This is a genomic window from Advenella mimigardefordensis DPN7, from assembly GCF_000521505.1.
GTDB classification, from domain to species: domain Bacteria; phylum Pseudomonadota; class Gammaproteobacteria; order Burkholderiales; family Burkholderiaceae_B; genus Advenella; species Advenella mimigardefordensis.
Window position 1 is genome coordinate 4,301,326 of sequence record NZ_CP003915.1, and the last position, 25,577, is coordinate 4,326,902.

The window sequence follows — 25,577 nt, forward strand, 5'->3', positions numbered from 1 at the left end:
TTTCCGGCAGACAAGAGGATTACAGAAACGACTGTTCCCGAAACGAGGCCTTCAGATAATCCACCAGCAGGCGAATAATGCCCGGCACATGTGGACTGTACGGGCGCAGCGCATAAATATGATCCCCGAAAACACTGACCGATTGCCATTGCGGCAGCAGTTCAACCAGTGTGCCCCGATCCAGTTCTCGAGCCACGGAAAAATCGGGCACCAGCGCAATACCCTGATGTGCCAGCAGCATTTCCCTGAGGGTTTCACTATTATTGGCAGCAAATGATCCTTTAACCTGCACGCTTAGCCGGCGCGATGAGGATCGGCGGCTCTCGAAATGCCAGGCGGGCTGCCCACCGGAGCGCAAATAGGTTAGACAGTTGTGATCAACCAGATCCTGCGGTCGCATTGGCCGTGGATGTGTTTTCAGATACTCGCGGCTTGCCAGCAGTAGCGTTCTGGTGGTGCACAGCTTCCAGGCCACATAGGTTTCGGGTACCGTAGATGAATGTCGGATGGCAAGATCAAAGCCCTCCTGAGCCAGCGGGCTGATATGGTCAGACAGTTCAATTTCGATGCGGATTTGCGGGTACTGTTTCATAAACGCCGGCAGGCGCGGAATGATTTGCTGGCGGGCCAGCGCCACCGGCGCCGTCAGGCGAATAATGCCCTGAGGCGTATCGGCCAGTTCACGGATACGGGCGCAGCCGGTTTCGATGCTGCTGAATGCCGGTCTGGTTTCGGCCACCAGCTCGCGCCCGGCTTCCGTCAGCCGTACGCTGCGCGTGGTGCGCTGAACCAACGCAATCCCCAGGGCGCTCTCCAGTTCCTGTATGCGCTGGCTCATGGCCGCCTTGCTCACGCCCAGCCGCTGGGCCGCCGCAGTATAACTGCCTGCGACCTCCAGCACGCCAAGCCAGTAGATATGGGACCACAAGGGTTCTATTTTCAGATTTTTCATACCTGCATTGTCCATTATTTTGAACAATTAATCCACAGGCAGCCTCTTGATCGCACACTGTGGAGGTGTCTATACTGATGCCATCATCAGCAAGGAGACATTCCATGAGTTCCACCGCAGCATTCACAGACAACGCCGATGTTGTCAACTATATCAATGGCAGCATTGTTACACCTGAATCCACGGAAAAACAGGCTGTGTTCAATCCTGCTACCGGCCAGACGGCACGCCACGTTGTGCTGTCGGGTGCAAACGAGGTTAATCTCGCGGTCAGCGCCGCCAAGGCAGCCGCTGAAGATTGGGCCAATGTTCCGCCCATTCGCCGGGCGCGCATCATGAACCGCTTTCTTGCCTTAATGCATGAACACACCGATACGCTGGCAGCCATTATTACGGCCGAACACGGCAAGGTGTTCAGCGATGCCCAGGGTGAAGTGGCCCGTGGTATTGATGTAATCGAATTTGCCTGCGGCATTCCTCAATTGCTCAAGGGAGACTACACCGACCAGGTATCTACAGGCATCGACAACTGGACCATGCGTCAACCTTTGGGCGTTGTTGCCGGCATTACGCCCTTCAACTTTCCCTGCATGGTACCGTGCTGGATGTTTCCGGTAGCGATTGCTGCGGGTAACACATTTGTGCTTAAACCCAGCGAGCGCGACCCCAGTGCGTCTCTGTTCATGGCACGCCTGTTCAAGGAAGCCGGCCTGCCAGATGGTGTCTTCAACGTGGTTCAGGGCGGCAAGCCAGCCGTGGATGCCATTCTGGAGCATCCCGATGTTGCTGCAGTGAGTTTTGTTGGTTCTACTCCGATTGCACATTACATCAGCGAACGTGCTGCGCACTTCGGCAAACGCGTTCAGGCACTGGGCGGCGCCAAAAACCACATGGTGGTCATGCCCGATGCCGATATCGACCGCACTGTTGATGCCCTGATCGGTGCCGCATACGGCTCTGCAGGTGAACGCTGCATGGCGATCTCGGTCGCCGTGCTGGTTGGCGATATTGCCGATACGATTATCGAACGGGTTGCCGAAAGAGCCAAACAGCTTGTTATTGCAGATGGCATGAACCCGAAAGCAGAAATGGGTCCTATCGTTACCCGCCAGTCTCTGGAAAAAATCGAATCGTACATTGATATCGGCGTGAAAGAAGGCGCCACACTGGTGGTAGACGGACGCGGCCACAAGGTTGCCGGCAACGAAGAAGGCTTTTTCACCGGAGGCACACTGTTTGACAATGTCACGCCAGACATGCGGATTTACAAAGAGGAAATCTTTGGTCCGGTACTTGCATGCATCCGCGTCAAAGACCTGGGTGAAGCGATCAATCTGATCAATGCCCACGAGTTCGGCAATGGCGTATCGTGCTTTACCAGCGATGGACATACTGCCAGAGAGTTTTCACGTCGTATTCTGGTGGGCATGGTTGGTATCAACGTACCGATTCCCGTACCCATGGCATGGCACGGTTTCGGTGGCTGGAAAAAAAGCCTGTTCGGCGACATGCATGCCTACGGCGAGGAAGGCGTACGCTTTTACACACGCCAGAAATCCATTATGCAGCGCTGGCCGCAAAGCATAGACAAAGGCGCGGAATTTGCCATGCCAACGGCAAAATAATGTCGCCCAGGGTAACGGGCCGGTAAACTGGCGTTCATGCATACGCCCACCCAACCCGGTATCCCTCGCTTTCTGCAGGATGGTGTTTTCTATCAGGAACACCGTCCTGATCCCGCATTCAGGGAACAAATATATTGCCTCTGGCAATTGCACACACGCTATACATTACCCGGCAATTGCCATTACCTCGTCGTACCGGACGCATGTATAGACCTGGTCTTCGACCTATCCGAACACATAGCCCCCCACGTTCTGGTGATGACACCTGGCATACAGGCGCTTGAGCTGAATCTGGGAAAGCATTTTCGTTACTGCGGCATCCGGCTGTATCCCGGCGTCTGGCGCGACTCGCAGCACATTATCGCGCAGTCGCAAAGCTTTTCTACGCTTGGCGGCGTCAACCTTCGCTCCGTCATGCATCAGTTGGCGACCAGTTCAGCAACTGCACAGCAACAGCAGCTGCAACATTTCGTGCAGCAACTCACTACGCAGGGCATCGTGAACGAGCGGGCCTGGATGCATCAATTGCTGGCACAAGCGGACCGCTTAACAAGTGTGGACGACCTGGTCCGGCTCTCCGGCTACAGCCGCAGGCACCTACAGCGTCTTTTCCCTGAAAAAACCGGGTTCTCGGCCCACGATTTTCTGAAAATCCTGCGCTTTCAGCAGGTGCTGGCTACGCAGCGTATTGATGCCTATACCGATCAATCGCATTACATCCGCGAATTCAAACGCATCACCGGTATTACGCCCGTGGTATTTCAGCAGCAATATCCTCAGCAGCAATAGCCTCAGCGGCCACCCCCTCAGAGGCGATTCCCTCAGCGAAAACTCCCTTAAGCACAGCATACAAGATGCGTGACGTTAGCGAGCCACCGCGCCGAAAGCCCGACCACCACTGTCTGCCAGCAGAACAGCACTTGCGTCACAGGCAGCGCAGGTGCTCCGCCGATGGCCGAAATATACAATACCCGCGCCGCCAGAGCGCCTATGATCATGGCTCTGATCCAGGAGCCCATGATGAAAAAAGTTTATTCAATTGTGATTACCGACAAACTGCAGGCTTGTGCTGATTTCTACACACGCCTTTTCGCGTTCAGCCTTGTCTTCCAGGAAGACTGGTATATCCACCTTGTGCATGAACAAAGCGGCGCGGAACTGGCCTTCATGGCACCGAACAGCGCCAACCAGCCGCCACAACTGCAGGCCCCTTACCAGGGCGCCGGTGTGGTCCTGAGTATTGAAGTGGACGATGCCGAGCAGGAGTATCGCAGGCTCACACAAGGCGAAGCGTGCAACATTTTCCTGCCGCTGAAGGATGAATCCTGGGGCCAGCGCCATTTCATGCTGACCGACCCGGCAGGCGTTTGCGTAGACGTGGTGGAACAGCGCGCTGTCAGCGGGTAAGCGGCTTAAGCGACATAATGGGCGTGAAGAGCGGGTGCTAATGTGTTATTGGGGTTATCGGTGCCATGGGCAAGATGCGCATGATGGCATGGCATGAACGCTATCGGCGTTATCGACGTTATCGACATTAGAGGCATCAGTGGCATCAGTGGCATTAGAGGCATTAGAGGCGTTAGTGGCATTATCGGCGTTAGTGGCGTTAATGACACTATGAACGCGGCGAGCTCAATCTAAGCGCCGGCACCACCAGATTCAGGCAACAGCACAATCGTGCCCTGCGCAGTGGCACACAGTTTCTCTTCGCCATCCTTCTCAACGAATAAGTCGCAGCGTGTCACGGCCTGACTGCGTCCCTTATACACCACCGATCCTCTGGCGATCAGCGCCTGTCCGACCACAGGCCGCAAGAAATTTATCTTAAATTCAGATGTGATAACCGGCGCAGCATACACAATGCCAGCCGCAAAGGTAAGCCCCGTATCGGCAGCATAGCCGAGCACGCCACCATGCACCATATTCATATGCTGCATGAGGTTGTTGTCGATGGAAATACGGAACTCGCAAGTGCCATCGGCCAACGCTTGCGTGGCCTCGGTTTTCAAAAGTGCACTAAACGGCTGACGGGACAGGATGCCGCGTACCCGTTTCAACACCTCTTCATTACTCACAGCATGATTCATGATCTATATCCAATGTTAGGTAACCTTAGGCAACAATACCGGCACTGGCATCCCGCATCTGCGGCGGCAATATCAGCCCTGATGCTGTCCTTTTTACGGCCGGGGCTGTTGCTCCATCTGACGTACATAATAATAAAAACGTCGCCACAGCAACAGCGCCGTAGCACTTAAGCCGATGAAAAACCCAAGCCAGATGCCATTGACACCCAGATGCAGCACATAGGTGAACACCAGCACAACCGGCACACCAATCAACCAATACCCCACCATGGTCAGCACAAAGGTATCGCGGGCCTTGAGAATACCGCGCATGGCGCCTACTGCCAGATTCTGCTGGCAATCGGCAAATTGCAGCAGCGCGGCCAGTGCCAGCAAGGGCACGGCAATCTGTAGAACCTCTTCGACATTTTCCGTATTTTTCTTAAGAATCAGACCGATCAGGGTTTCGGGCAAGGTCACGTAAATAATCGCAACAATGCCCATCGCCACAAAACCCATCCATATAATCGCCCGTGCCAGCAAACGCAGGCGTGATGTATCGCGCTCTGGCAAGGCATGACTCATATGAATGGATACGGCATGGGACAAGCCGATGGCAACCATGAATGCAATATTCACGTACTGAAAAGCGAGGGTATGAGCGGCCAGGCTGGCAGCACCAAGCGTACCGGCAACCAGCGTGAGCACCGAGACAAATCCCGCCTCGCTGGCATAGGCCGCGCCGGTAGGCAGCCCCAGCCGGGCGACCTCACGTATAAACAGCCTGGATCTGGTCGAACGCAAGGACACGGTGCCGGGTGTGGGCAGCCGCAGCACCGGCGCCAGCAGACTGTCGCGCCGAACCAGCACATAAAATCCTACCGCCATCAGGGTTTGAGTAAACAGCGTGGCCAGACCCACCCCCGGGAGGCCGAGCCCTGTCCAGGAGCCCACGCCAAATACAAACAGCAGATTCAAGCCGATATTGATCGCAACAGCGATCAGCGTAATCAACATTAAAGGGCCCGGGCGTTTAAGCGCCACTGTTGCATTGCGCAATACCTGCAACCAAAGCAGCGGAATCAGACTGGGCGCCAGAAAAATCAGGAGAGAATAACCCAGTGACAGCAATTGCGGGTCCTGTCCGAGATAGCGCAGCAAAGGAAACACGATAAGCATCACGGCTGCCATCAGTGCGCCACAGGCCGTTGCCAGCAGCAGGCACAACCGCACCTGGGAAGCCAGGCGCGCCGTGGCACTAACACCACCCCGGGCCCATGTCTGCGCAAAAAGATTCGCTGCTGGGGTGACCAGACCAACGCTGGATGTTCTAAGCAGTCCGAACAGGGTAATGGCAATGCCGCCAGCGGCGATCTCTGTCGGGCCGAGCATGCCCATCATTATCAGATCGGTGGTTGTCAGGGCGATCGAAGCCAGTTGCATCAGGACCAGCGGCCAGGCAAGAAAAGCAATCTCTTTAACAGTCGTACCAACTTTCACAACACACCAAATGCACGCAGTGCAAAAAATTCGAATCCGTACATGATATCTCAAATCACTTTTGTTCAGCCGTCGGGGCTGCAGGACAGCAGGCAGTAACCTGCCCCTGCATCCTAATCGTCAATATATTCGAACTGAGCGCGCAGCATTTCATAGATATGAAGTGTGAGCGGGCTGATCGTGTCCTTGCGCGTGAGCAGACGATACGTCACGAAAGGTAATGGCGGCAAGCCTTCAGCTTCGCCCAGCACACGCATATCCGGCCCCAGGAACTCAACGCTTCTCACTGTCACCCCCAGCCCTGCTCGCACCGCTGCCTTTATGCCCACCAGCGATGGTGCCAGATAATTGATATGCCACTTTATCTGCGTGCCTTCCAGTGCGCTGAGGGCCAGACGACGAAATATACTGGGTTCATCGGCCAGGATCAGCGGCAACGGTGCGCGACGATTGTACGGAAAATCGGCGGCGCACACCCATGCTGTTGGCGATGTACGCAATACAAATCCATTTAAGGCCGGATCATCGCGGGTGGAAATGGTCAAATCAATATCGCCGGCCTCCAGTGACACCATGAGCGACGGGCTGCGATCAACCTGGATCTCCAGTTTCACCCTCGGCGCTTGCCGGGCAATGTAGGTCAGCATCAGCGGCAAAATAGTGTCTGCCACATCCAGCGTGGCGCCCAGGCGAATATGCCCTTCCATTTGCTGCTGACCAACGGTGCGCAGCACTTCGTCATTAATTGCCAGCAACCGTCTCCCATACTCAGCCAATTGCTTGCCCTGCATGGTCAGCACCAGCCGTCGTCCTTTTTTCTGGAACAAGGGATAGCCCATTTGCTGTTCCAGCTTTTGCATTTGTTGACTGATGGCCGACTGGGTTTTGAACAGCACTTCCGCGGCACCGGAGAATGTATTAGTTTTTTCTACAGTTACCAATGTTCTGAGCAAACCAAGATCCAGATTATTCATAGGGAATACCCTTAAAAACAAGCTCTTAAAAGCGTACCACTCATAGAGAACATATTAGCACTACTTATATGTTTTCAATTAATGCTAATTAGTAAATACAGGACGAACTATCTATACTTTGAAAAAATCACAGGAGAAATAAATGACTTCAAAGCAAGACAAGCAGGTTGCCATCCGGCAATTTATCGATATCACAAAAGACATAGACAGTGCCCAGCTGGATCGCGAAAAACTCGCCAAAATACGCGATGCACTGGTTGGCATTGCTGCGCATAAAGAGTGGTGGGGCCAGGACCTCTACCCTGCACCCACCGGCGATGAATTGCAGGCTCGCTATCTTATCCATGCAGAGCCCGATAACAGCTATGCGCTTTATCTGAACGTCATGAAGCCAGGGAAAAAAATTGTTCCGCACAATCACACCACCTGGGCCTGTATCGCTGCCGTCGAAGGCGTGGAAAGCAACTATCTTTATGAACGCACCGACGATGGCAGCGTGCCAGGCCATGCAACCGTTGTACAAACCGGCATGCAGGCCGTGGAACCCGGTCATGGCATTGCACTGATGCCCGACGATATTCACGCCGTGCGTATCGAAGACGACAATATCCGCCATTTGCATATGTATGGACGCGCGCTGGAAACCCTGACCGAACGCATGGCCTTCGATACTAGCAATAACACCTGCAAGATCATGGATGTTGGTGTCAAAACCCAGCGGAGCAAGGGCTGATGTCATCTGTCTCGCGAGCCACCCAACTGGCCTCGTTGGGAAGGCCTGAATCCGGATGGGCCAACACGCCTATCATCAAAGGCAGCACCTATCTTTTTGACAGCCTGGCGCAATGGCGCGCGGCGCGTGCGCAACGCGACACCGATAGAGTGCTTTCATACGGTGCCCGTGGTAACGAAACCGTTTATGCACTGGAAGATGCCATTACCGCCATAGAGGGCGGGTACCGCAGCAAACTGTTTCCAACAGGCCTCGCAGCGATTGCCACTACCCTGCTTGCCTACTTGAAAGCAGGAGATCATCTGCTGATTTCAACTGGCATTTACGAACCCATGCGCATCCTGTGCGAAACACAGCTGACCAGGTTCGGTATCACATACAGTGAGTTTTCACCAACGGATCCGCATTGGGAATGTCAACTGCAACCCGCAACCAGAATGGTTTACGTTGAGTCTCCGGGGTCATTGCTCTATGACATGCTCGATTTACCGGCGCTATCACAGATATGCAAACAACGGGATATCCTGCTTTGTGCAGACAACACCTGGGGGTCTGGCATTAACTACCAGCCGCTTAATCTTGGTTGTGATATTTCAATCGTAGCAGCAACCAAATACTTTGGCGGCCATTCAGATGTAATGATGGGTTCTGTCACAACCGGTCAGGACTGCTTCGCCCAATTGGAACAGGCCAGCATCAACCTTGGCCAGACGGTACCCGCTGAAGATGCGTTTCTGGTGCTGCGTGGGCTTCGGACGCTGGAACTGCGCCTGCAACGTCATGCCAGTAGCGCCTTGCGCATTGCCCAGTGGCTGGACACCCATCACGCAGTAAAAACCGTATTTCACCCCGCTTTGCCGGGAGATCCGAACCATGCGCTGTGGCAACGGGATGCCACGGGCTCCAATGGGCTGGTGACGATTGAGTTTGACCCCGACCTTTCCTCGAAAAAAATCGAAGACGCGATAGATGGTCTCCATCTGTTCGGTATCGGCTCATCGTGGGGTGGCTATGAAAGCCTGGCTCTTCCCGCCGATCCGCAACGCACGAGGCTGCGAAACAGCGAACAGCTTGGCTACCTGCTGCGCCTGCATATCGGTCTGGAAGACCCTGCAGACCTTATGCGTGATCTGGACACCATGTTCAACAGCATCACATAAGCCGGCAGGCACCTATACAACCTCAATATTTATCACGCTTCTTCGAGCAAGGCAAAAGAATTGACAATGAAATATATCAACGCCCACGCGCTGAAACAGCAAATCCATGACACCGATGAAATTGCAGTACTGGACATCCGGGAGCATGGCCAGTATGGAGAGAATCATCTTTTTTTTGCAGTCTCCGTGCCCTATAGTGCACTGGAACTCAACATAGAAAGACTGGTCCCCAGAAAAAACACCCGTATCGTGATGTATGGCAATCAGCACGAGAATGACGTGGCCGAACGCGCCTGCCTTGCCGCTACCGCGCTGGGCTACACCAACATCAGCATCCTGCAGGACGGTGTACAGGGATGGCAAGCCGCAGGTTATGCGACATTTGCCGGGGTCAATCTGCCGAGCAAAACCTTTGGCGAACTGGCCGAACACGTTTATGACACGCCAAGAATATCTGCACAGCAGTTGCAGGCGTTACTGAGGGACGATAGCAATAACATTGTTGTACTTGATGGCCGCCCGGTACCCGAATACAAAAAAATGAATATTCCAGGTTCCGTATGCTGTCCAAATGGCGAACTGGCCCTGCGTGCAGGAGAACTCGCACCGGATCCGGCAACAACAATCGTCATCAATTGCGCTGGCCGTACACGCAGCATCGTAGGAGCGCAAACGCTGATCAATCTGGGTGTCCCCAACAAGGTGTATGCACTGGAAAACGGGACGCAAGGCTGGTATCTGGCTGATCTGCCGCTGGAGCATCAGTCGGACAGGCTCTATCCCCGATCAGTACAAGACCATAATCTGCCGACATTGCAACGGCGCTCGGCCACCCTCGCTGCTCGTCATAACGTGCAGGCGGTCGATGCGGCGCAGGTACAACAATGGCTGGCTCAATCAGATCGCACAACATTCCTGTGTGATGTCAGAACGCCAGAGGAGTTTGGTCAGGACAAGCTTCCGGCGGGTGTTCAGCACACGCCTGGAGGCCAACTTATCCAGGCGACCGACGAATTTATCGGCGTAAGAAAATCGCGGCTGGTACTACTGGACTTTGACAAAGTGCGAGCGCCGGTGATCGCTAGCTGGCTCAGGCAATTGGGCTGGGAAGCCTATCTTCTGCAGCATCCAGGCCAATTACAAATAACCGCAGCGACTGACACACATCATCAGGCCCTGCGCAACACGACGGTGCTTACCAGCGATCAGATTGCCTCCTTTATCAGCGCTCATCCCGAAGCAATGTTGATCGACACACGACCCAGCATGCAGTTTCGCAGACTGCGGCTGCAAGGAGCAATATGGGCCATTCGGCCGACAGTGACATCGGTTGTTCCCAAAGATAAAGACAAGGCGATCCTGCTGATAGGCGAACACGCCGATAAACTGCACTTGGTTGCAGCCGATCTGGAACGCGCCGGGCACACCCGAATATATATGGCCTGCCTGGACAGTGAACAAATCAGTCGTAGCGGCCTTGCTTTGGACACGGACGAGGCCGTGCTGCCCGACGAACAATGTATTGATTTCTTATTCTTTGTTCACGATCGTCATCAGGGGAATAAGGAAGCCGCAAGAAAATATCTCGAATGGGAAACCAACCTCATATCGCAGATCGACGACCTGGAACGCCAGACGTTCTCATTTGATTGAAACACAACCGGAGCGAACGATGAAGAGCAGAAACCACAGCCCCCGAACCAATCCCGCTTTCAGCCGTAAGAGTGCATGGCTGCTTGTTGCCCTGCTTGCCTCCTCATGGAGCGCTGGCGCAAATGCAAACCGCCTTGCCGATATCAAGGAGCGCGGCACCCTGATTTGCGGCACGCAAAATGCCAGCTCCCCGTACGGCTATCAGGATCCCAGGCAACGCAAGTATGTCGGATACGATGTAGACATCTGTCAGGCCCTGGCCAGCGAGCTGGGCGTCAAACTGCAGCACAAGCCGTTGTCCACCGAAGCCCGTATCCCCGAAGTGAAGATGGGGCGGGTGGACATTGTGGCGGGATCGGTAGCCTGGCTGCCAAAGCGGGCCGAAGAAGTCGATTTCAGCTTGCAGTATCTGCAGGGAAATATCAAGGTACTGGTTAAGAAAGATGCTGGTATCAAAACGCTGGCTGATCTGGCAGGAAAAAAAGTCTGTGCTTCATCGGGGTCCAGCTCTGCTGCCATCGCGCAAAAAACGTTACCCAAGGCAGAGGTGCTTACTTACCAGAATATCTCTCAATGTTACCTGGGCTTGCAAAATGACAAAGTGCAGGCAATGAGCGCCGGAGAACTGGTGTTGCTGCGATTTGCCAATGACTCCCAGAAAACCGAAACGCCCGCGGTTCTGCTGGATGAACCCACTGCCACAGAGCATATCGGCATTATCATGAACAAAGGCGAACCCGAACTGAAAGCCGCTGTGGACAATGCGCTGACCTCCATCGAAAAATCTGGCGAGCTGGATAAAATATTTAATAAATGGCTTGGCGACGACTCAATATACAAACTGAAGCGCACCTTCAAGGTGGAGCCGGTTGCCCAACTGGATAGCAGCACGAAAAATTAGTATCTATTTGATGCTCCCCGCAAGACTGCCGCGTGGCATGGTCCACGCAGGCGACCTTATCTACAGGAGAATAAGGGAACAAACATTCCCTGGCTTACCATGAATTTTTCGCTTTCCCTGCTCTCGGATCCTGAAACCGTCCATTTATTGCTAACAGGGCTGTCGGTCACGTTGCGTCTCTTTTTGGGAGCACTGGTCTGCGGTTTTGCTATCGCCTTGCTGCTAACCGCCATCCATCTCATTCCATCGCGTATCGTGCGGGCAATGATTGGTCTATACGTGGAATATCACAGAAATGTGCCTACCGTTGTGCAAATCATGGTCTGGTATTTCGGCATGCCCGAGGTGTTGCCCAAAGCGCTGAAAATGTGGATCAACCAGGGAAATTCAGAATTTTCCTTTGCCCTGATTGCTTTATCTCTGAATGTCAGTGCCTACTATTACGAAGACATCCGCTCAGGCATCAAGGCGATCGCCGGCACGCAACTTGAAGCAGCCCGCGCCGTGGGACTGAGTTCGGTGCAGGCGTTGCGGTTTGTCGTGTTGCCACAGGCGGTTCGCATTGCGGTCCCGCCTATCATCAACCGATCGCTGATCCTGTTCAAGGACACTAGCCTGGCCATGGTAATCGGCGTGACCGAACTGACCTATCAAGTCAAGCGCATAGAGAATATTACCTTCCAGACCTTCCAGATTTTCATGATTTCCACCGCACTCTATCTGACCATTTCCCTGCTGATTGCCCTGCTGGGCGCACACATCGCCCGCCGCTATCCAGCGAACTTCAAAAGATAGGAGCACGTTCACATGTATGATTTTATTGATACCTACGGCATGATGTTTTTGGTGGGGTCCTGGCCTGCGGGTCCCATTGGCGGCTTTGCCGGAACGCTCATTCTTGCGGCACTCAGTCTTGCCGCCGCATTTCCGATTGCGCTACTGATTGGTACAGGAAGGACCTGCGACATCAAGTTCATTCGCGTCCTCTCCACGATATGGGTTTACGTATTTCGGTCCATTCCCCTGATCATGATCATTTTCTGGGCCTATTTTCTGCTGCCCACCCTCATGAAGACGGAAATCCCACCCTTCTGGACTGCAGTATCGGCCATTGTTATTTATGAATCAGCGTTTCTGGCCGAAATCATCCGGGGAGGATTACAGGCGCTTCCGGCTGGTCAGGTAGAAGCGGCCAGGGCCATGGGCCTGGGTTATTTTCAGACGCTGTTTACCATACAGATTCCGCAGGCTTTAACCAATATGATTCCTTCCCTTTTGAATCAGTTCGTTTCAACGATCAAAGCCACCTCTATCGTTTATATCATCGGCGTCAATGAGGCCGCGTTTTCGGCGCAACAGATCAACAGCATTGAATTGACCGGAACGCTACGTACCTATCTTGTACTGGCGCTGTTTTACTTTCTTATATGCGCGCTGCTATCCAGACTTGCAAAAATGCTGGAGGCTCATTTGAACACCAAGCGCCTGGGCTCAGCCACCTGATTCATACTTACGGAGACCAATTATGATCAAGTTTGAAAACGTCAACAAATGGTATAAAAATTATCATGCATTGCGCGACATCAACGGACAAATAAACGCAGGAGAAGTCGTGGTCGTTTGCGGCCCATCCGGTTCCGGAAAATCGACCATGATCCGTACGATCAACAAGCTGGAAGACATTGCCAGCGGATCTATCAGCATCGATGGCCAATGCATCAACGACCGGAACGTGAACATTAATCAGTTACGCGCCAAGATCGGTTTTGTATTTCAGCATTTCAACCTGTTCCCGCATTTGTCTGTGAAGGACAACGTGGCCCTGTCACCCATCAAAGTCGCGGGCCATTCCAGACAACAGGCTTATGAGACAGCCGAAGCATTGCTGGACAAAGTGGGGTTATATGCCAAGAAAGATGAAATGCCCGCCAACCTGTCAGGCGGACAACAACAGCGCGTAGCCATTGCCCGGGCACTCGCACAACAGCCACCGGTCATTTTATTTGACGAACCCACCAGTGCACTTGATCCCGAAATGGTCGGCGAAGTATTGGGAGTGATGAAGAAACTGGCTGCCGACGGTATGACCATGGTCTGTGTTACCCACGAAATGAATTTCGCACGCGAAGTGGCCGATCGCATCTGGTTTATGGATCAGGGACAACTTCTGGAAGATGCAACTTCGAATACTTTTTTCTCTCAAGCTACCCATGAACGTGCCCGCAAGTTCATGGCCGATATTCTGCATTGAGTCCCTTTATTTGCGTGGTGTATACCCATAACACCACGCACCATCCCGCCCGCTTGCGGGCTTCTATCCCTGCCGATTCAACACCTGATACGCCATCAGCGCCGCTTCGCGAAAAGCCTGCACCAGCCGGATACGCGTTGATTTGCGTGACCAGACCAGCCCGAAGCGACGCGGCGCACTCACTTCCGGCAAGGGTAATTTAATAATTTTCAGATCCCGTTTATACAGATTGGCTGAGTCCGGAATGATGGCAACACCCAGATTCTGATTAACCATCAGGGCGATCGATTCAATCGCATTCAGCTCAAAGCGCTCCACCGGCACAATCGCCATTGCGCGCAAGTACTGTTCAATCAGCTTGCCGCTCCAGCTGTTATGATCGTAGCGAATGAAAGGCTGGGCGCGCAGCAACTGCTCGGGGTTTTTTCCACTGTGCACTTCGGATGCAAGCAATACAAACGGCTCTTCGCGTAGCAATAGCCATTCCTGGGTTTTAGGTAAGGTATAAGGTGGTTCGATGGCAATGGCAGCATCCAGATCGCCGTTCTCAATGTCGCGGTAAAAGTCCGGTGACACACCTGGCTGCACCACCACATGCACTTCCGGATAGCGTCGCACCAGCAGACTCAGAATATCCGGCAAAATGCTGTTAAGCACGCTATTGCCTGCGCCGATTCTGAGTTCTCCGCGTATTTCATTTGAATTAGCCACGCCCGGCAATGCATCTATTTCATTGATGATCAGCATCAACTTGTCCAGCAGGCGCAAGCCTGCTTCGGTCACATGCACCGTTTTCCCGGCACGCGCCACGAGCGTCACGCCAATCTCCTTTTCCAGCGAGGCAATTTGCTGCGCCACCGTGCCATGTGTCACATTCAGCTTTCTGGCCGCCTGAGCCATAGAGCCAAGCTGATGAACCAGCAGAAAGGTGCGGATAAAGTTTGTGTTCATGACTGTTCAACGCGCTATTTCACGCATTCTTCCACGCGTGGTTACGCGACCGGAGATTGATGCCGAAGAACAAGGTTCGCGACTCACCGTTCACCCGATCAATCCCGGGAAAACGGTTGTCCGGAAAAATCCACGGTTACCAGATTACCGTCCATGGGCCCCATACCGGGCGAGTTGGCGGGCATGCCGGGTGCAGCCACACCTGTGACAGACCGCTTCGTAATCAACTTATCCACCACAGAGGCCGGCACATGCCCCTCAACAATTTGCCCCGTGTCGTCTACAACCGCCGTGTGGCAGGATGCCAGCGCTGCCGGTACCTTAAGTTTCTGCTTGATCGCAGACATATCTGCGGTCCTGATTGCATTTACACTGTATCCGGCATCGCGCATATGCTGCACCCAGCCCGTACAGCATCCACAATTGGGATCGTGATACACCGTGACGGATTTTTCCGCTGCATAGACGCCGGAAGCGGCCGTTAACAGTGCCATTGAAAATATTAGCGTTTTCATAAAAAACCTGCAAAAGTGGATGCCTTGTGGTGAATGCATGGCAATGAATGCATAGTTCGCCGAACGACGGCGCTGCCGCTTATACCACCGGTCGTGCCGGATAGCCGGCCGTTTCCAGCGCATCCATAAGCGCCTGCTGAGTACTGGTGGACTGAATGTCTACACTGTGCTCGCCCACATTGGCGGAAACGGTTGCGGATGCGTCAACCGCCTGGACAGCTGCAGTTACCCGGCGTACACATCCACCGCAAGTCATGTTTTCGATTTGGAATTTCATGTGATTCACTCCCATGTGATTGATAGTGATTAAAGCTTAAACATTGACACGATGGGAAGGTCAAGTACTATTTCAAACACCATTGCAGAGCACGCTGTCATCATGCTAATTGGTAACGCAATTTCATAACACTACTTCATAACGCTGCTTCATAACGCCATTTCATTCGTCATAGCCTTGGTCTGGTGCCGCCTCAAAAGATATAATTCTTATCTTTTTAAGATAAAAATACAAGCACTTTTTCTATCTTTTCTCCCTTATGATCTGCGCATATAAAAGGAGGAGAAGATGAAAAGCAAATTATTCGTGCCGGCATCACGACCGGAATTATTCGAAAAAGCCCTCAACAGCCAGGCCGATGCCCTTTCCTTTGACCTGGAAGATGCCGTTCTGGAGATGCACAAGGATCAGGCACGCCAGCAGTTGAATGATTTCCTGCAATCACTGCAACCAGAGTCACAAAAAAAGACCATTATCGTCCGTATCAACGATATGGGGACCGCCTGGTTTGAAGACGATCTGCAGGCGTGCATGGTTGACGCCGTGGACATGATCAATATCCCGAAAATCGAATCATCCGAACAGATGAAGGATTTTTTCGTGGCCTTCGACAAGGCCGCCAGCGCACTGGACAAACCACCGGCCATTCTGGTCAACATTGAAACGGCGCTGGCCCTGATCAACGCAGCCGCTATTGCTGCAACAGACAGGCGCATCGCCGGCCTGCAACTGGGCCTGGGTGATTTGTTTGAACCGCTGGGCATCCGGCGTTACGAGCCCGCGACCGTCCATCATGTCATGCTGAATCTGCGACTGGCTGCAGGCAGCGCAGGTATCTACGCCTATGACAGCGCCTATGCCAATATCGGCAACAGCGAAGGCTTTCGGCAGGAAGCCATGCTGGCCAAATCACTTGGTTTCCTGGGCAAAACCTGCATTCACCCATCCCAGATTGCGATTGCAAATGAAGTATTCGCACCAAGCCAGGAAGAAATTGACTGGGCACGCAAAATTGTGGAGTCGGCCGATCAGGCCAGCCACGGTGCCTACGTTCTTGACGGCCAGATGATCGATGTCCCATTTATTAACAAAGCAAAAATGATTCTGCGCCAGATCGGCCAGTAATTGATCGTTCCAGGAGGAGATACCTATGAAAAAAAATGCATTGAACCATCAGTCTGTTTTGAAAGCCGCGTGCAGCGCCCTGCTCGCGTCTGTGATTGCATTACCCGTGAGTGCAATGGCTGCCGACGCCGCCGCCAGCTTTCCGGGTGATCGGCCCATCACCCTGGTCGTGCCTTACCCACCGGGTGGCTCGAATGACACATTCGCCCGCGCCGTGGGCATGAAACTGGGCACGCTGCTTAAAACCACGGTCGTGATTGAAAACAAAGGTGGTGCCGGCGGCTCTATCGGCACCATGCAGGTGGCGCGCGCCAAGCCGGACGGCTATACGCTGGCGGCCGTCTCATCCAGCTTCACCACCAATGCCGCGATCCAGCCTTCACTGCCCTTTGACCCGATCGCCGACCTGCGCGGAGTGGGTCTGATGGCCGAAGGCCCGTTTATTCTGGCCGTGCGCAAAACGCTGGGGTTCACCAAGGTGAGCGAACTGCTTGACTACGCCAAAGCCAATCCCGGCAAGCTGAATTACTCCTCGTCCGGCCCGGGCAGCAGCAACCAATTTGCAACTGAAATGATGAACTCGCTGGCCAAAATCAATATGACACATGTGCCGTTCAAAGGCATGGGACCGGCAACCAACGCACTGATCGGCGATCAGGTGGATGTGTTGATTGCCAGCGGACCATCACTGTTGCCGGCAGTCGGCACCGGCAAAGCCACGGCCCTGGCCGTGACCAGCAGCCAGAAAAGCCAGGTGGCACCTGATCTGCCAACCATCGCGGCCGATGTACCCAACTACAATTTCAAAATCTGGTGGGGCATTCTGGCGCCCAAAGGCACGCCCGATGCCGTTGTCACAAAACTGAATGACGCGCTCAAACAGGTCACGGCGGATGAGGAACTGAAAAAATTCTTCATTAAGGAAGGCGCCGAAGCGGCCTATATGACGCCCGCCGATTTCGACAAGGAAATCAGCGACAACATCAACCTGTGGAAAAAAGTCGCCAGGGACAGCGATATTCACGTACAGAAATAAACACGGATCAGCCTTATGACATCAACAACTTCAGGAAACACTGCATTGCCCCTGGCCGGTATCCAGGTGCTGGATCTGAGCGCCTATATTGCCGGGCCTTACGGTTGCACGCTGCTGGCCGACCTGGGCGCAGAAGTGATCAAAATCGAACCGCCCGAGGGTGATAATCTGCGCAAGTATCCATCTACACTGGAAGCAGAGAGCCGTGCCTTTATCGGCGTTAACCGGGGCAAGCGCGGCATCAGCCTGGATCTGAAAAGCGCCGAGGGCTATGACATATTCCTGACACTGCTGCATAAGGCTGATGTGCTGGTCCACAATTTTCGCCCTACCGTCCCGCCGCGCCTGAAAATTGATTTCCAGACATTATCGCAACTGAATCCAAGGCTGGTGTACTGCGCCATGACCGGCTATGGCTCGACCGGCCCGATGGCCAATAACGCCGGCTATGACCAGGTGCTGCAAGCCATGTCTGGCATTTGTGATTCACAGGGCATGGGCAAGGCCGAACCGGAAATTGTCTATGGCTCTGTCGTTGATTTTTACGCCAGTGCGATGATCGCCAATAGTGTTAATGCCGCGCTCTTCAAACGGGAGCGCACCGGGGAAGGCTCCTATGTGGAAGTCTCGCTGCTGGCCAGTGCACTCACCATGCAGTCTACACGTCTGGTCTGGGCAGAAGGAGAGCCTAAAAACATTGAACGGGATATGCGCTCTGGCGGTATTACCGGCATCCACCCAACAAAAGATGGATTTATCTACCTGTCGGCCAATACCCCCCACTTCTGGGAAGCGCTCTGCTCGTTGCTGGGACTGGCGTCTCTGGCCAGCGACGAACGATACGACACGGTGCGCAAGCGCGCGGAACAGGCCAGCGTTATCGTACCCATTATCCGTGACGCCTTGCAGCAACGCAGCGCAGCAGAGTGGGAAACGCATTTTGGGACCCGTGTGCCCTGCGCCATGGTTCGACCGGTACATGAGATGTTCGATCATCCGCAAGTGCAGGCCGAAGGGATGGTACGCGAATTTTCGCACAGCAAAATCGGCAAGTACAAGAGTATTACAGGCCTGATTAAAATGAATCAGGCGCCCTGTGCGACGGCACGGGCGGCGCCGGACTTTGGGCAACACACGAGCGAGCTGCTTGCCGAATATGGTTACAGCGAACAGGAAATAGACCTGTTCAGAGCGCGCGGCATTGTACGTTAACAAGGAATAAATATGAGCACAAACGCCCACTGGAAACAGCGCCCGGCAGGGGCCAACTGGGGAGACTTCGGCGCCGATGACCAACTGGGCCGCCTGAACTGGATTGACGCCGCGGCCCGCGTACGGGCTGCCCGCGAAATACAGCAGGGACTCAGCTTTTCATTAAGCCTGCCGCTGGATGTGCCCAGACAGCCTGTGTTAAACCCGCGCCGCGCCGGTCCGGTGATCCGCCCTTCCATGAAAAACGGCGTGCCGATTTTCAATTTCCCCCTGGGCACGGATACACCCGGCGCCACCGATGTGGTGAGCGATGACGTGGTTACTATGTCACCTCAGTATTCAACACAATGGGATGCACTCGGGCATGTCTGTTCCTGTTTTGATGCACAGGGGTCAGGCACTGCAGCGCCAGTAGGCTATAACGGCTTTCGTGTGGTTGCGCATCAACACAGCAACGGCAACAGCGACACTTTCAATGGCGCGGCCGCGCTATCTATCGACCCCATGGCGCAACACGGCATTCAGGGACGCGGCGTACTCATCGATTTGCGCCATCACTTTGGTGACGAAGCCAGGCTGATCCGTTTTGCCGACATCGAAGCGGTGATGAAAGCCGACAGTATTGAGCTGCACAAAGGGGACATCATATGCTTTCACACCGGCCTTGCCGATATTGCGCTGAACCTGCGTGCCGATGACGATCACGAGATTCTGAAAACCAGCTGCTGCGCGCTGGACGGCAACGATCCACAACTGCTTGAATGGATCACGGAATCACAGGTGTCGGCACTCGCTGCCGATAACCATGCTGTAGAAAAACGCAATTACGCGCTAAGCAAAGAACAGGGGCCATTGTTGCCGCTGCACGAGCACTGCCTGGTAAAACTGGGCATGCCCTTGGGAGAGTTATGGCATTTGTCTTACCTGGCCAAATGGCTGCGAGACAACAAACGCCATGCCTTCTTTCTGACTGCGCCGCCCATCTATTTGCGCGGCATGGTGGGCGCACCCGTTAACCCCGTTGCAACCGTATAGCTGAACGTCCTGCCATCGCATCACCATCACCCTGACACATTAATCATAATTATCACGGAGGACATATTACATATGTCATTAAATAAAACACTTATCGCCTTCTCTCTGGGCTGCAGTGTGCTGGCCGGCAGCACAGCCTGGGCTGCCGACTATCCCAGCAAGGCCATTCGCATGATCGTGCCCTACTCGGCTGGCGGTGGCGCGGACAATGCCGCACGCATTATTGCCAAAGCGCTGGGCGATACGCTTAAGCAGCCGATTGTGATCGAGAACAAGGCCGGCGCCAGTGGTTCTATCGGTGCAACCCAGGTTGCGCGTGCCCCTGCCGATGGCTACACCCTGCTGTACGATGCATCGTCCTTTTCCATCAACCCCGTGCTGCGCAAACTACCCTACGATCCACTAAAGGATTTTGTGGGCATCGCCAAGGTGGTGAGCTCGCCCTATCTGATGGTCGTGCCGGCCAACTCGCCCTATGACAGCGTTAAAGCCTATGTGGATGCCGCCAAAGCCGCGCCTGGTAAGCTGACTTTCGCCTCTTACGGCATTGGCAGCCCGGTACATATTGTGGGCGAATTGCTTAAGCAGGAAACCGGTGTTGATATCGTACACGTTCCCTATAAGGGCGGTGCACCAGCACTGGTGGATGTCATGAGTGGTGTTGTGGACACCTATTTTGCCAATGCGGCCTCGGCCATGTCGTATATTCGCGGCGGCAAACTGAAAGCACTGGCCACCACGGCATCCAAACGCAGCAGCGACCTGCCTGATGTGCCGACCATGGAAGAACAGGGTGTGAAAATGGACGTGAGCGAGTGGAAAGGCATTTTCGCACCTGCCGGCACACCTGAACCGGTTATCAGCAAACTGTCCGAGGCCATCAACACCGCGCTTAAAGACCCCGCGACTATCAAGCAATTGAACAATCTGGGGATGCAGGTGGAAGAAAGCTCGCCCGAGTCTTTCAAAGCATTTATTACAGATGAATTGAGCAAATGGGATGCCGTGGCTAAAAAGAATGATATCAAGCTCGATTAAACTTCACCATACCATTACGAGCCGTACGCGTTCATAAAAAACTGCCGGGGTCATCCCGGCAGTCGTGCTTTCTCATGTTCTTATACACTGCGGCGATGCTCTTCTCAGCACCGCAGTGCAGCACACTATCATCATCCACTCAGACACTCAATTAATTTTAATATTCGCCTCTTTGGCCAGCGTCTTCCAGGCGGGGATTTCCTTTTTCACCACGGCATCAAGCGCCTCTGGTGTCCCGCCTACCACAACCGCACCCTGCGCAAGGAATGCATCCTGTATCGCCTTATCGCCGGCGGCCTGGGCCAGTACTTTCTGAATTTTGTCGATGATGGGGCGCGGGGTACCGGCAGGCGCGAACATGGCGTACCAGGAATCCACATTGAAACCATCAAGAGTCTCGGCCACCGATGGTACATCCGGGAGCACTGGCGTGCGCTCTTTCGTGGAGACGGCAAGCGCCTTGAGTTTGCCATTGCGAATATACTGAGTCACCGCAGGCAACGATACCCAAAGCAAGGGGATCTGTCCGCCCAGCACATCTACCGTTGCAGGACCACCGCCGCGATACGGCGCATGCGTTAACTGAACCTGCCCCAGCTTCTTGAATAATTCACCTGCAATATGACTGGGCGAGCCGACACCCGCAGAACCATAAATGACCGGCGTGTCTGCTGCCTTGGCGTATGCAATAAGTTCCGGAATCGTTGACGGCTTGAAAGACGGATGCGCCACCAGCACCTGAGGCGCGGATGCAACCATGGATACGGGATCCAGATCTTTCTCCGTATCAAATGGCAATTGCGCATAAATGGCGGGGTTGATCGTGTGCGACGACAAGGTCAACAATAGCGTATAACCATCGGGCGCGGCCTTGGCCACCTGTGCCGTACCAATGGTGCCACCCGCACCGCCCTTGTTTTCAATGACCACGCTTTGCCCCAACCCTTTGCTTAGCGGCTCCTGCAAAATGCGTGCGGCCACGTCAACACTACCGCCCGCCGGGTAGGACACGATCAAACGAATCGGCTTATTGGGGAAATTCTGGTCAGCAGTGGCAGCAACGCTCACTGCCGCGAAGGTCAATGCGCCAACAGCTAGGAAAATATTCAGCCAGCGCACAGTAGCATTTCTAAATAGGGTCATGGCAGTCTCTCTTAATTGGAATAAAGTTTATACAGACAAACAGCCACTTAATAAAATAGCTTTTAGCTCTATTCTTATTGCTACTGATGCGGGCAGACTGGCCGCGCGTCGTTATTGCGCATCGTTATTGCACCACTTTACTGCACATCTGCCCTGACTGGAAAATCGATTTCAAAACAGGTGCAAGAGCACCGACGGCGCAACTCCGGTCAACCGTCGGCCCATCGCCATTAAATAAATGAGTGGCATTCGGGTTCATTGATTCGCAAATCGAAGATTCCAGGACGCGAACATATGCCACTGCAGCAGCGTCACTCAGACAAGATCAAATATTTTTTTCTGAAAGCATTTTGCTATTTATTACTTGTCATTTGGCAGCCCCAACGCGCAAGTTTGCGGATACGTGCCAAACCTTTCAGAACCTGCGTGCGCATTGAACCAAAAAAATACCCTGGCTCAGACGAGCCAGGGTGCAAAAGTACGATGGATAGGTGAATATCATTCGTACGGGGCGTATTCTATATAAAACATTGCCTATTGCCTGCTTCCTGTAACACATGTTTTGTATTATTTGTAAATAAAAAACTCAGAATGTGGCGCTAACGCCTCGCGGGTCATGTTTTGAAATGAGTTCAGGGAAAAAAGTACCGCTGCGGCGTGTTTGTTTGCCTGTCAATTGACTCAATACAACGTGCTGTGCAGCCGCAAACCTGTTTATTAACTGAATTTAACGCGCCCCTAACTCGATGCAAATGAGGCACGTACGTATGTTCTCGCCACCAATCGATTATCTTTAGGTGCATAAAGACAGCGATATTTTATAGACAGCGACATTCTATTCCTGTTCTGCCAAGCAGAATGAGAGACAAAAAGGTATTTGTACCGAAGATCCGTTCCGCAGCATCAACCCACATGCACGAGATCGCACCCATCATCGCCCGCAACAGTTTTGCGTATCCAGTCAGTCTTTGGCGATATATTCGTATTTCGCAGTATTGGCGCGTGTTTGCCGCCACTCCACCGGGCGATCCTGATACGTATACGCGGTGCGATCAATCAATAGCAAAGGCGTGGCTTCGGCGATATCCAGCCAACCGGCCACGGCGCTGTCGGCCTGGCAAACGCTCAACTTTTCGCGCGTATCAACAATATTGATGCCGAAATTATTCTGATAAAAATTGTATAGCGTGCTCGAGCGCTCGCCCAGGCTCTGCTCATTCAGCGTGGCAAAAAGCACTTCCGGCACCTGGATTTCATCCACCATCACCAGATCATTATTCAGGCTCAGCAGATTAAAAAAATGAAATACGCTGGCATCTTTGGGCAACTGCAAACGCTCGCAGGCCTCGCGCGTCGCTTTCCGACGACGAAATTTCAGCAGACGCGTTGTTGGATACGTCTTGTAGCCATCCCGACGCTGGATCCGGAAAAACTTGAAAAAATGCTGATCGCTTTCGTGCGTGGCAACAAAGGTACCCCGCCCCTGATGACGAATCAGGATATGTTCGCTCACCAGCTCATCCACCGCCTTGCGCAGGGTCCCGATGGATACCCCGAATTTTTCGGCCAGTTGATTCTCGGGTGGAATCGCCTGGCCGCGCACCCACTCGCCACTTGCAAGCGCCGCCAGCAAGGATTGCTTGACTGCAAAATAAAGAGGCGTGCCCGGTAAAAAGAATTCTTTCTTGTTCATAGATGGCAGATTTTAAATGACTTGCCGCCATGATGCCACGGCTTGCATCCCCAACGCCAGCAGAATTCAAATGTGAAGCTTTTTTGACAAATTCATATATATGATCTAGTTGACTTGGATGAATATTGCAATTATGATGAATCAAATTTTCTATGCAATGAAACACACTCAAATTACCAATCAAAGGAGAAAACGATGATCCATGCCGTATTGCATGATTCAAAGGACACCGTTGCCGTTGCCGTCGTCGAAGGGATTACGGCCGGAATGGAACTGGCCTGCTGGAATATGGAAGAAGACAAAATCATTACTGTGAAAGCCACCCAGGACATTCCCATCGGCCACAAGGTCGCCCTGGTAGACATGAAAGATGGCGATACCGTCTTCAAATACAGTGTCGATATCGGCAAAGTGGTTGCGCCCATCAAGGCAGGCGACCATGCCCACGTGCACAACATCAAAACCAAGCGCTGGTAAGCACTGCGCCCGCACTGCCACAACCGCTATCGACAGCTATTCAAAGCAAGGATTTTACTCATGGCCATTATTGATTCAAACACCACCTTCCGCGGCTACAGAAGAGACAACGGGCGCGTTGGCATACGCAACCACGTTGTGATTCTGCCTGTAGACGATATTTCAAATGCAGCCGTTGAAGCGGTTGCCAACAACATCAAAGGCACTATCGGCATTCCCCATCCATACGGACGCCTGCAATTTGGCGCCGATCTTGATCTGCACTTTCGCACGCTGATTGGAACAGGCTGCAATCCCAACGTTGCCGCCGTCGTCGTCATCGGCATTGAAGAAGGCTGGACCAAAAAAGTAGTCGATGCCATCGCCCAAACCGGCAAGCCGGTAGCAGGCTTTTCCATCGAACTGCACGGCGATCACGACACGATTATGCGTGCCTCCAAAAAGGCCAAGGAATTCGTGCATTACGCCACGGCGCTGGAACGTGTTGAATGCCCTATTGCAGATCTGTGGGTCTCTACCAAATGCGGCGAATCGGACACCACATCAGGTTGCGGTGCTAACCCAACTGTAGGCGACGCCTTTGACAAACTCTACGCTACCGGCAATACACTTGTGTTTGGGGAAACCTCGGAGCTGACCGGCGGCGAACAAATCGTGGCGGCCCGTTGCGCCAACGACAAAGTACGCGAAGATTTCATGTTCATGTTCAATCGCTATCAGGACATGATCAATCGCTGGAAAACCTCGGATCTGTCAGAATCGCAGCCAACCAAAGGCAATATTGCCGGCGGCCTGACCACAATTGAAGAAAAAGCCCTGGGCAACATCCAGAAAATCGGTAAAAAATGCAAGGTAGACGGCGTGCTGGACAAAGCCGAAATGCCCACCGGCAAAGGCCTTTGGTTTATGGACTCGTCTTCTGCCGCGGCCGAAATGGTGACGCTGTGCGCGGCTTCTGGCTATGCGGTGCATTTTTTCCCCACCGGCCAGGGCAACGTGATTGGCAATCCGATTCTGCCTGTCATCAAAATCTGCGCCAATCCGCGTACCGTCAGAACCATGGCCGAACACATTGACGTGGACACCTCTGGTCTGTTGCAACGCGAAATCAATCTGGACCAGGCAGGAGATAAACTGCTTGAATGCATGCTGGCCACAGCCAATGGTCGCTGGACATCCGCCGAAGCACTGGGCCACCGCGAATTTGTCCTGACCCGACTATTCGAAAGCGCCTGATCCCTGGCGGCCGGTATAAAAAAC

The 25,577-nt window shown here is 53.4% G+C and carries 26 protein-coding genes; 17 read left to right on the forward strand and 9 right to left on the reverse strand.

All coding sequences use genetic code 11. The annotated features are described in order from the left end of the window. Positions 1-19: 19 nt before the first annotated feature. Positions 20-952, reverse strand: a complete 933-nt coding sequence (locus MIM_RS19760) for a LysR family transcriptional regulator (RefSeq protein ID WP_025374493.1) — start codon at positions 950-952, stop codon at positions 20-22. Positions 953-1,056: 104 nt separating this feature from the next. On the opposite strand from MIM_RS19760, the gene MIM_RS19765 reads away from it, so the two are divergent. The 3 genes from MIM_RS19765 to MIM_RS19775 all read left to right on the forward strand — a co-directional run bounded on the left by MIM_RS19765 (position 1,057) and on the right by MIM_RS19775 (position 3,984). Further along, positions 1,057-2,577 carry a CoA-acylating methylmalonate-semialdehyde dehydrogenase gene (locus MIM_RS19765; RefSeq protein ID WP_025374494.1) on the forward strand — a complete coding sequence of 507 codons (1,521 nt, stop codon included), beginning with the start codon at positions 1,057-1,059 and terminating at the stop codon, positions 2,575-2,577. A 36-nt stretch (positions 2,578-2,613) separates the two neighbouring features. After that, positions 2,614-3,366, forward strand: coding sequence for a helix-turn-helix domain-containing protein (locus tag MIM_RS22290; RefSeq protein WP_052342348.1), 753 nt, complete (start codon positions 2,614-2,616; stop codon positions 3,364-3,366). A gap of 162 nt (positions 3,367-3,528) precedes the next feature. Further along, positions 3,529-3,984 (forward strand): VOC family protein, encoded by a 456-nt coding sequence (locus tag MIM_RS19775; RefSeq protein WP_144084697.1) that lies wholly within the window; start codon positions 3,529-3,531, stop codon positions 3,982-3,984. 230 nt (positions 3,985-4,214) lie between these two features. On the opposite strand, the gene MIM_RS19780 is transcribed toward MIM_RS19775, so the two are convergent. The 3 genes from MIM_RS19780 to MIM_RS19790 form a co-directional block, all read right to left on the reverse strand. Next, positions 4,215-4,664: a PaaI family thioesterase gene (locus tag MIM_RS19780; protein ID WP_025374497.1), complete on the reverse strand. Its 450-nt coding sequence runs from the start codon at positions 4,662-4,664 to the stop codon at positions 4,215-4,217. 93 nt (positions 4,665-4,757) lie between these two features. Next, positions 4,758-6,143, reverse strand: a complete 1,386-nt coding sequence (locus MIM_RS19785) for an MATE family efflux transporter (protein WP_025374498.1) — start codon at positions 6,141-6,143, stop codon at positions 4,758-4,760. Between the two features lie 113 nt (positions 6,144-6,256). Continuing rightward, positions 6,257-7,117, reverse strand: a complete 861-nt coding sequence (locus MIM_RS19790; RefSeq protein WP_025374499.1) for a LysR substrate-binding domain-containing protein — start codon at positions 7,115-7,117, stop codon at positions 6,257-6,259. A gap of 142 nt (positions 7,118-7,259) precedes the next feature. Between MIM_RS19790 and MIM_RS19795 the strand changes: the two genes are divergently transcribed. The 7 genes from MIM_RS19795 to MIM_RS19825 all read left to right on the forward strand — a co-directional run bounded on the left by MIM_RS19795 (position 7,260) and on the right by MIM_RS19825 (position 13,815). Further along, a complete protein-coding gene (locus tag MIM_RS19795; RefSeq protein WP_025374500.1) occupies positions 7,260-7,850 on the forward strand; it encodes a cysteine dioxygenase family protein in 591 nt (196 codons plus the stop codon). Beyond that, positions 7,850-9,010 carry a cystathionine beta-lyase gene (metC, locus tag MIM_RS19800; protein ID WP_025374501.1) on the forward strand — a complete coding sequence of 387 codons (1,161 nt, stop codon included), beginning with the start codon at positions 7,850-7,852 and terminating at the stop codon, positions 9,008-9,010. Before MIM_RS19795 ends, metC begins: the two co-directional genes overlap by 1 nt. Positions 9,011-9,076: 66 nt before the next feature. Continuing rightward, positions 9,077-10,663 (forward strand): rhodanese-like domain-containing protein, encoded by a 1,587-nt coding sequence (locus MIM_RS19805; RefSeq protein ID WP_025374502.1) that lies wholly within the window; start codon positions 9,077-9,079, stop codon positions 10,661-10,663. A gap of 19 nt (positions 10,664-10,682) precedes the next feature. Then, positions 10,683-11,564 (forward strand): ABC transporter substrate-binding protein, encoded by an 882-nt coding sequence (locus MIM_RS19810; protein ID WP_025374503.1) that lies wholly within the window; start codon positions 10,683-10,685, stop codon positions 11,562-11,564. A gap of 99 nt (positions 11,565-11,663) precedes the next feature. Then, positions 11,664-12,359 (forward strand): amino acid ABC transporter permease, encoded by a 696-nt coding sequence (locus tag MIM_RS19815; protein WP_025374504.1) that lies wholly within the window; start codon positions 11,664-11,666, stop codon positions 12,357-12,359. Between the two features lie 12 nt (positions 12,360-12,371). Further along, positions 12,372-13,067 (forward strand): amino acid ABC transporter permease, encoded by a 696-nt coding sequence (locus tag MIM_RS19820; RefSeq protein ID WP_025374505.1) that lies wholly within the window; start codon positions 12,372-12,374, stop codon positions 13,065-13,067. Positions 13,068-13,089: 22 nt separating this feature from the next. Next, positions 13,090-13,815 carry an amino acid ABC transporter ATP-binding protein gene (locus MIM_RS19825; RefSeq protein ID WP_025374506.1) on the forward strand — a complete coding sequence of 242 codons (726 nt, stop codon included), beginning with the start codon at positions 13,090-13,092 and terminating at the stop codon, positions 13,813-13,815. Between the two features lie 63 nt (positions 13,816-13,878). On the opposite strand, the gene MIM_RS19830 is transcribed toward MIM_RS19825, so the two are convergent. The 3 genes from MIM_RS19830 to MIM_RS19840 form a co-directional block, all read right to left on the reverse strand. Continuing rightward, on the reverse strand, positions 13,879-14,766 hold the full coding sequence (locus MIM_RS19830) for a LysR substrate-binding domain-containing protein (protein ID WP_025374507.1): 888 nt from the start codon (positions 14,764-14,766) through the stop codon (positions 13,879-13,881). A gap of 98 nt (positions 14,767-14,864) precedes the next feature. Next, positions 14,865-15,281, reverse strand: a complete 417-nt coding sequence (locus tag MIM_RS19835) for a DUF411 domain-containing protein (protein ID WP_025374508.1) — start codon at positions 15,279-15,281, stop codon at positions 14,865-14,867. Between the two features lie 79 nt (positions 15,282-15,360). Beyond that, a complete protein-coding gene (locus MIM_RS19840) occupies positions 15,361-15,558 on the reverse strand; it encodes a heavy-metal-associated domain-containing protein (RefSeq protein WP_025374509.1) in 198 nt (65 codons plus the stop codon). A gap of 288 nt (positions 15,559-15,846) precedes the next feature. Here MIM_RS19840 and MIM_RS19845 point away from each other — a divergent pair, with 288 nt between their 5' ends. The 5 genes from MIM_RS19845 to MIM_RS19865 all read left to right on the forward strand — a co-directional run bounded on the left by MIM_RS19845 (position 15,847) and on the right by MIM_RS19865 (position 21,004). Continuing rightward, positions 15,847-16,683 (forward strand): HpcH/HpaI aldolase/citrate lyase family protein, encoded by an 837-nt coding sequence (locus MIM_RS19845; RefSeq protein ID WP_025374510.1) that lies wholly within the window; start codon positions 15,847-15,849, stop codon positions 16,681-16,683. Between the two features lie 25 nt (positions 16,684-16,708). Further along, entirely contained in the window at positions 16,709-17,719 is a 1,011-nt protein-coding gene (locus MIM_RS19850; RefSeq protein ID WP_025374511.1) for a tripartite tricarboxylate transporter substrate binding protein, read from the forward strand. Positions 17,720-17,734: 15 nt separating this feature from the next. Further along, on the forward strand, positions 17,735-18,931 hold the full coding sequence (locus MIM_RS19855; RefSeq protein WP_025374512.1) for a CaiB/BaiF CoA transferase family protein: 1,197 nt from the start codon (positions 17,735-17,737) through the stop codon (positions 18,929-18,931). Between the two features lie 12 nt (positions 18,932-18,943). Next, positions 18,944-19,966 carry a cyclase family protein gene (locus MIM_RS19860; RefSeq protein WP_025374513.1) on the forward strand — a complete coding sequence of 341 codons (1,023 nt, stop codon included), beginning with the start codon at positions 18,944-18,946 and terminating at the stop codon, positions 19,964-19,966. 72 nt (positions 19,967-20,038) lie between these two features. After that, positions 20,039-21,004 carry a Bug family tripartite tricarboxylate transporter substrate binding protein gene (locus MIM_RS19865; protein ID WP_025374514.1) on the forward strand — a complete coding sequence of 322 codons (966 nt, stop codon included), beginning with the start codon at positions 20,039-20,041 and terminating at the stop codon, positions 21,002-21,004. A gap of 147 nt (positions 21,005-21,151) precedes the next feature. On the opposite strand, the gene MIM_RS19870 is transcribed toward MIM_RS19865, so the two are convergent. Continuing rightward, entirely contained in the window at positions 21,152-22,147 is a 996-nt protein-coding gene (locus tag MIM_RS19870; protein ID WP_025374515.1) for a Bug family tripartite tricarboxylate transporter substrate binding protein, read from the reverse strand. A gap of 961 nt (positions 22,148-23,108) precedes the next feature. Further along, positions 23,109-23,840: a GntR family transcriptional regulator gene (locus tag MIM_RS19875; RefSeq protein WP_025374516.1), complete on the reverse strand. Its 732-nt coding sequence runs from the start codon at positions 23,838-23,840 to the stop codon at positions 23,109-23,111. Between the two features lie 195 nt (positions 23,841-24,035). Here MIM_RS19875 and MIM_RS19880 point away from each other — a divergent pair, with 195 nt between their 5' ends. Both MIM_RS19880 and MIM_RS19885 read left to right on the forward strand, forming a co-directional pair. Continuing rightward, positions 24,036-24,317, forward strand: a complete 282-nt coding sequence (locus MIM_RS19880; protein ID WP_025374517.1) for a UxaA family hydrolase — start codon at positions 24,036-24,038, stop codon at positions 24,315-24,317. 60 nt (positions 24,318-24,377) lie between these two features. Continuing rightward, entirely contained in the window at positions 24,378-25,553 is a 1,176-nt protein-coding gene (locus MIM_RS19885) for a UxaA family hydrolase (protein ID WP_025374518.1), read from the forward strand. The last annotated feature ends 24 nt before the right edge of the window (positions 25,554-25,577 follow it).

Bases quoted from the DNA above. Each gene is read 5' to 3' on its own strand.
- MIM_RS19760 (WP_025374493.1), bottom strand. From the start codon at position 952: ATGAAAAATCTGAAAATAGAACCCTTGTGGTCCCATATCTACTGGCTT.
- MIM_RS19765 (WP_025374494.1), top strand. From the start codon at position 1,057: ATGAGTTCCACCGCAGCATTCACAGACAACGCCGATGTTGTCAACTAT.
- MIM_RS22290 (WP_052342348.1), top strand. From the start codon at position 2,614: ATGCATACGCCCACCCAACCCGGTATCCCTCGCTTTCTGCAGGATGGT.
- MIM_RS19775 (WP_144084697.1), top strand. From the start codon at position 3,529: ATGGCCGAAATATACAATACCCGCGCCGCCAGAGCGCCTATGATCATG.
- MIM_RS19780 (WP_025374497.1), bottom strand. From the start codon at position 4,664: ATGAATCATGCTGTGAGTAATGAAGAGGTGTTGAAACGGGTACGCGGC.
- MIM_RS19790 (WP_025374499.1), bottom strand. From the start codon at position 7,117: ATGAATAATCTGGATCTTGGTTTGCTCAGAACATTGGTAACTGTAGAA.
- MIM_RS19795 (WP_025374500.1), top strand. From the start codon at position 7,260: ATGACTTCAAAGCAAGACAAGCAGGTTGCCATCCGGCAATTTATCGAT.
- metC (WP_025374501.1), top strand. From the start codon at position 7,850: ATGTCATCTGTCTCGCGAGCCACCCAACTGGCCTCGTTGGGAAGGCCT.
- MIM_RS19805 (WP_025374502.1), top strand. From the start codon at position 9,077: ATGAAATATATCAACGCCCACGCGCTGAAACAGCAAATCCATGACACC.
- MIM_RS19810 (WP_025374503.1), top strand. From the start codon at position 10,683: ATGAAGAGCAGAAACCACAGCCCCCGAACCAATCCCGCTTTCAGCCGT.
- MIM_RS19815 (WP_025374504.1), top strand. From the start codon at position 11,664: ATGAATTTTTCGCTTTCCCTGCTCTCGGATCCTGAAACCGTCCATTTA.
- MIM_RS19820 (WP_025374505.1), top strand. From the start codon at position 12,372: ATGTATGATTTTATTGATACCTACGGCATGATGTTTTTGGTGGGGTCC.
- MIM_RS19825 (WP_025374506.1), top strand. From the start codon at position 13,090: ATGATCAAGTTTGAAAACGTCAACAAATGGTATAAAAATTATCATGCA.
- MIM_RS19830 (WP_025374507.1), bottom strand. From the start codon at position 14,766: ATGAACACAAACTTTATCCGCACCTTTCTGCTGGTTCATCAGCTTGGC.
- MIM_RS19835 (WP_025374508.1), bottom strand. From the start codon at position 15,281: ATGAAAACGCTAATATTTTCAATGGCACTGTTAACGGCCGCTTCCGGC.
- MIM_RS19840 (WP_025374509.1), bottom strand. From the start codon at position 15,558: ATGAAATTCCAAATCGAAAACATGACTTGCGGTGGATGTGTACGCCGG.
- MIM_RS19845 (WP_025374510.1), top strand. From the start codon at position 15,847: ATGAAAAGCAAATTATTCGTGCCGGCATCACGACCGGAATTATTCGAA.
- MIM_RS19850 (WP_025374511.1), top strand. From the start codon at position 16,709: ATGAAAAAAAATGCATTGAACCATCAGTCTGTTTTGAAAGCCGCGTGC.
- MIM_RS19855 (WP_025374512.1), top strand. From the start codon at position 17,735: ATGACATCAACAACTTCAGGAAACACTGCATTGCCCCTGGCCGGTATC.
- MIM_RS19860 (WP_025374513.1), top strand. From the start codon at position 18,944: ATGAGCACAAACGCCCACTGGAAACAGCGCCCGGCAGGGGCCAACTGG.
- MIM_RS19865 (WP_025374514.1), top strand. From the start codon at position 20,039: ATGTCATTAAATAAAACACTTATCGCCTTCTCTCTGGGCTGCAGTGTG.
- MIM_RS19870 (WP_025374515.1), bottom strand. From the start codon at position 22,147: ATGACCCTATTTAGAAATGCTACTGTGCGCTGGCTGAATATTTTCCTA.
- MIM_RS19875 (WP_025374516.1), bottom strand. From the start codon at position 23,840: ATGAACAAGAAAGAATTCTTTTTACCGGGCACGCCTCTTTATTTTGCA.
- MIM_RS19880 (WP_025374517.1), top strand. From the start codon at position 24,036: ATGATCCATGCCGTATTGCATGATTCAAAGGACACCGTTGCCGTTGCC.
- MIM_RS19885 (WP_025374518.1), top strand. From the start codon at position 24,378: ATGGCCATTATTGATTCAAACACCACCTTCCGCGGCTACAGAAGAGAC.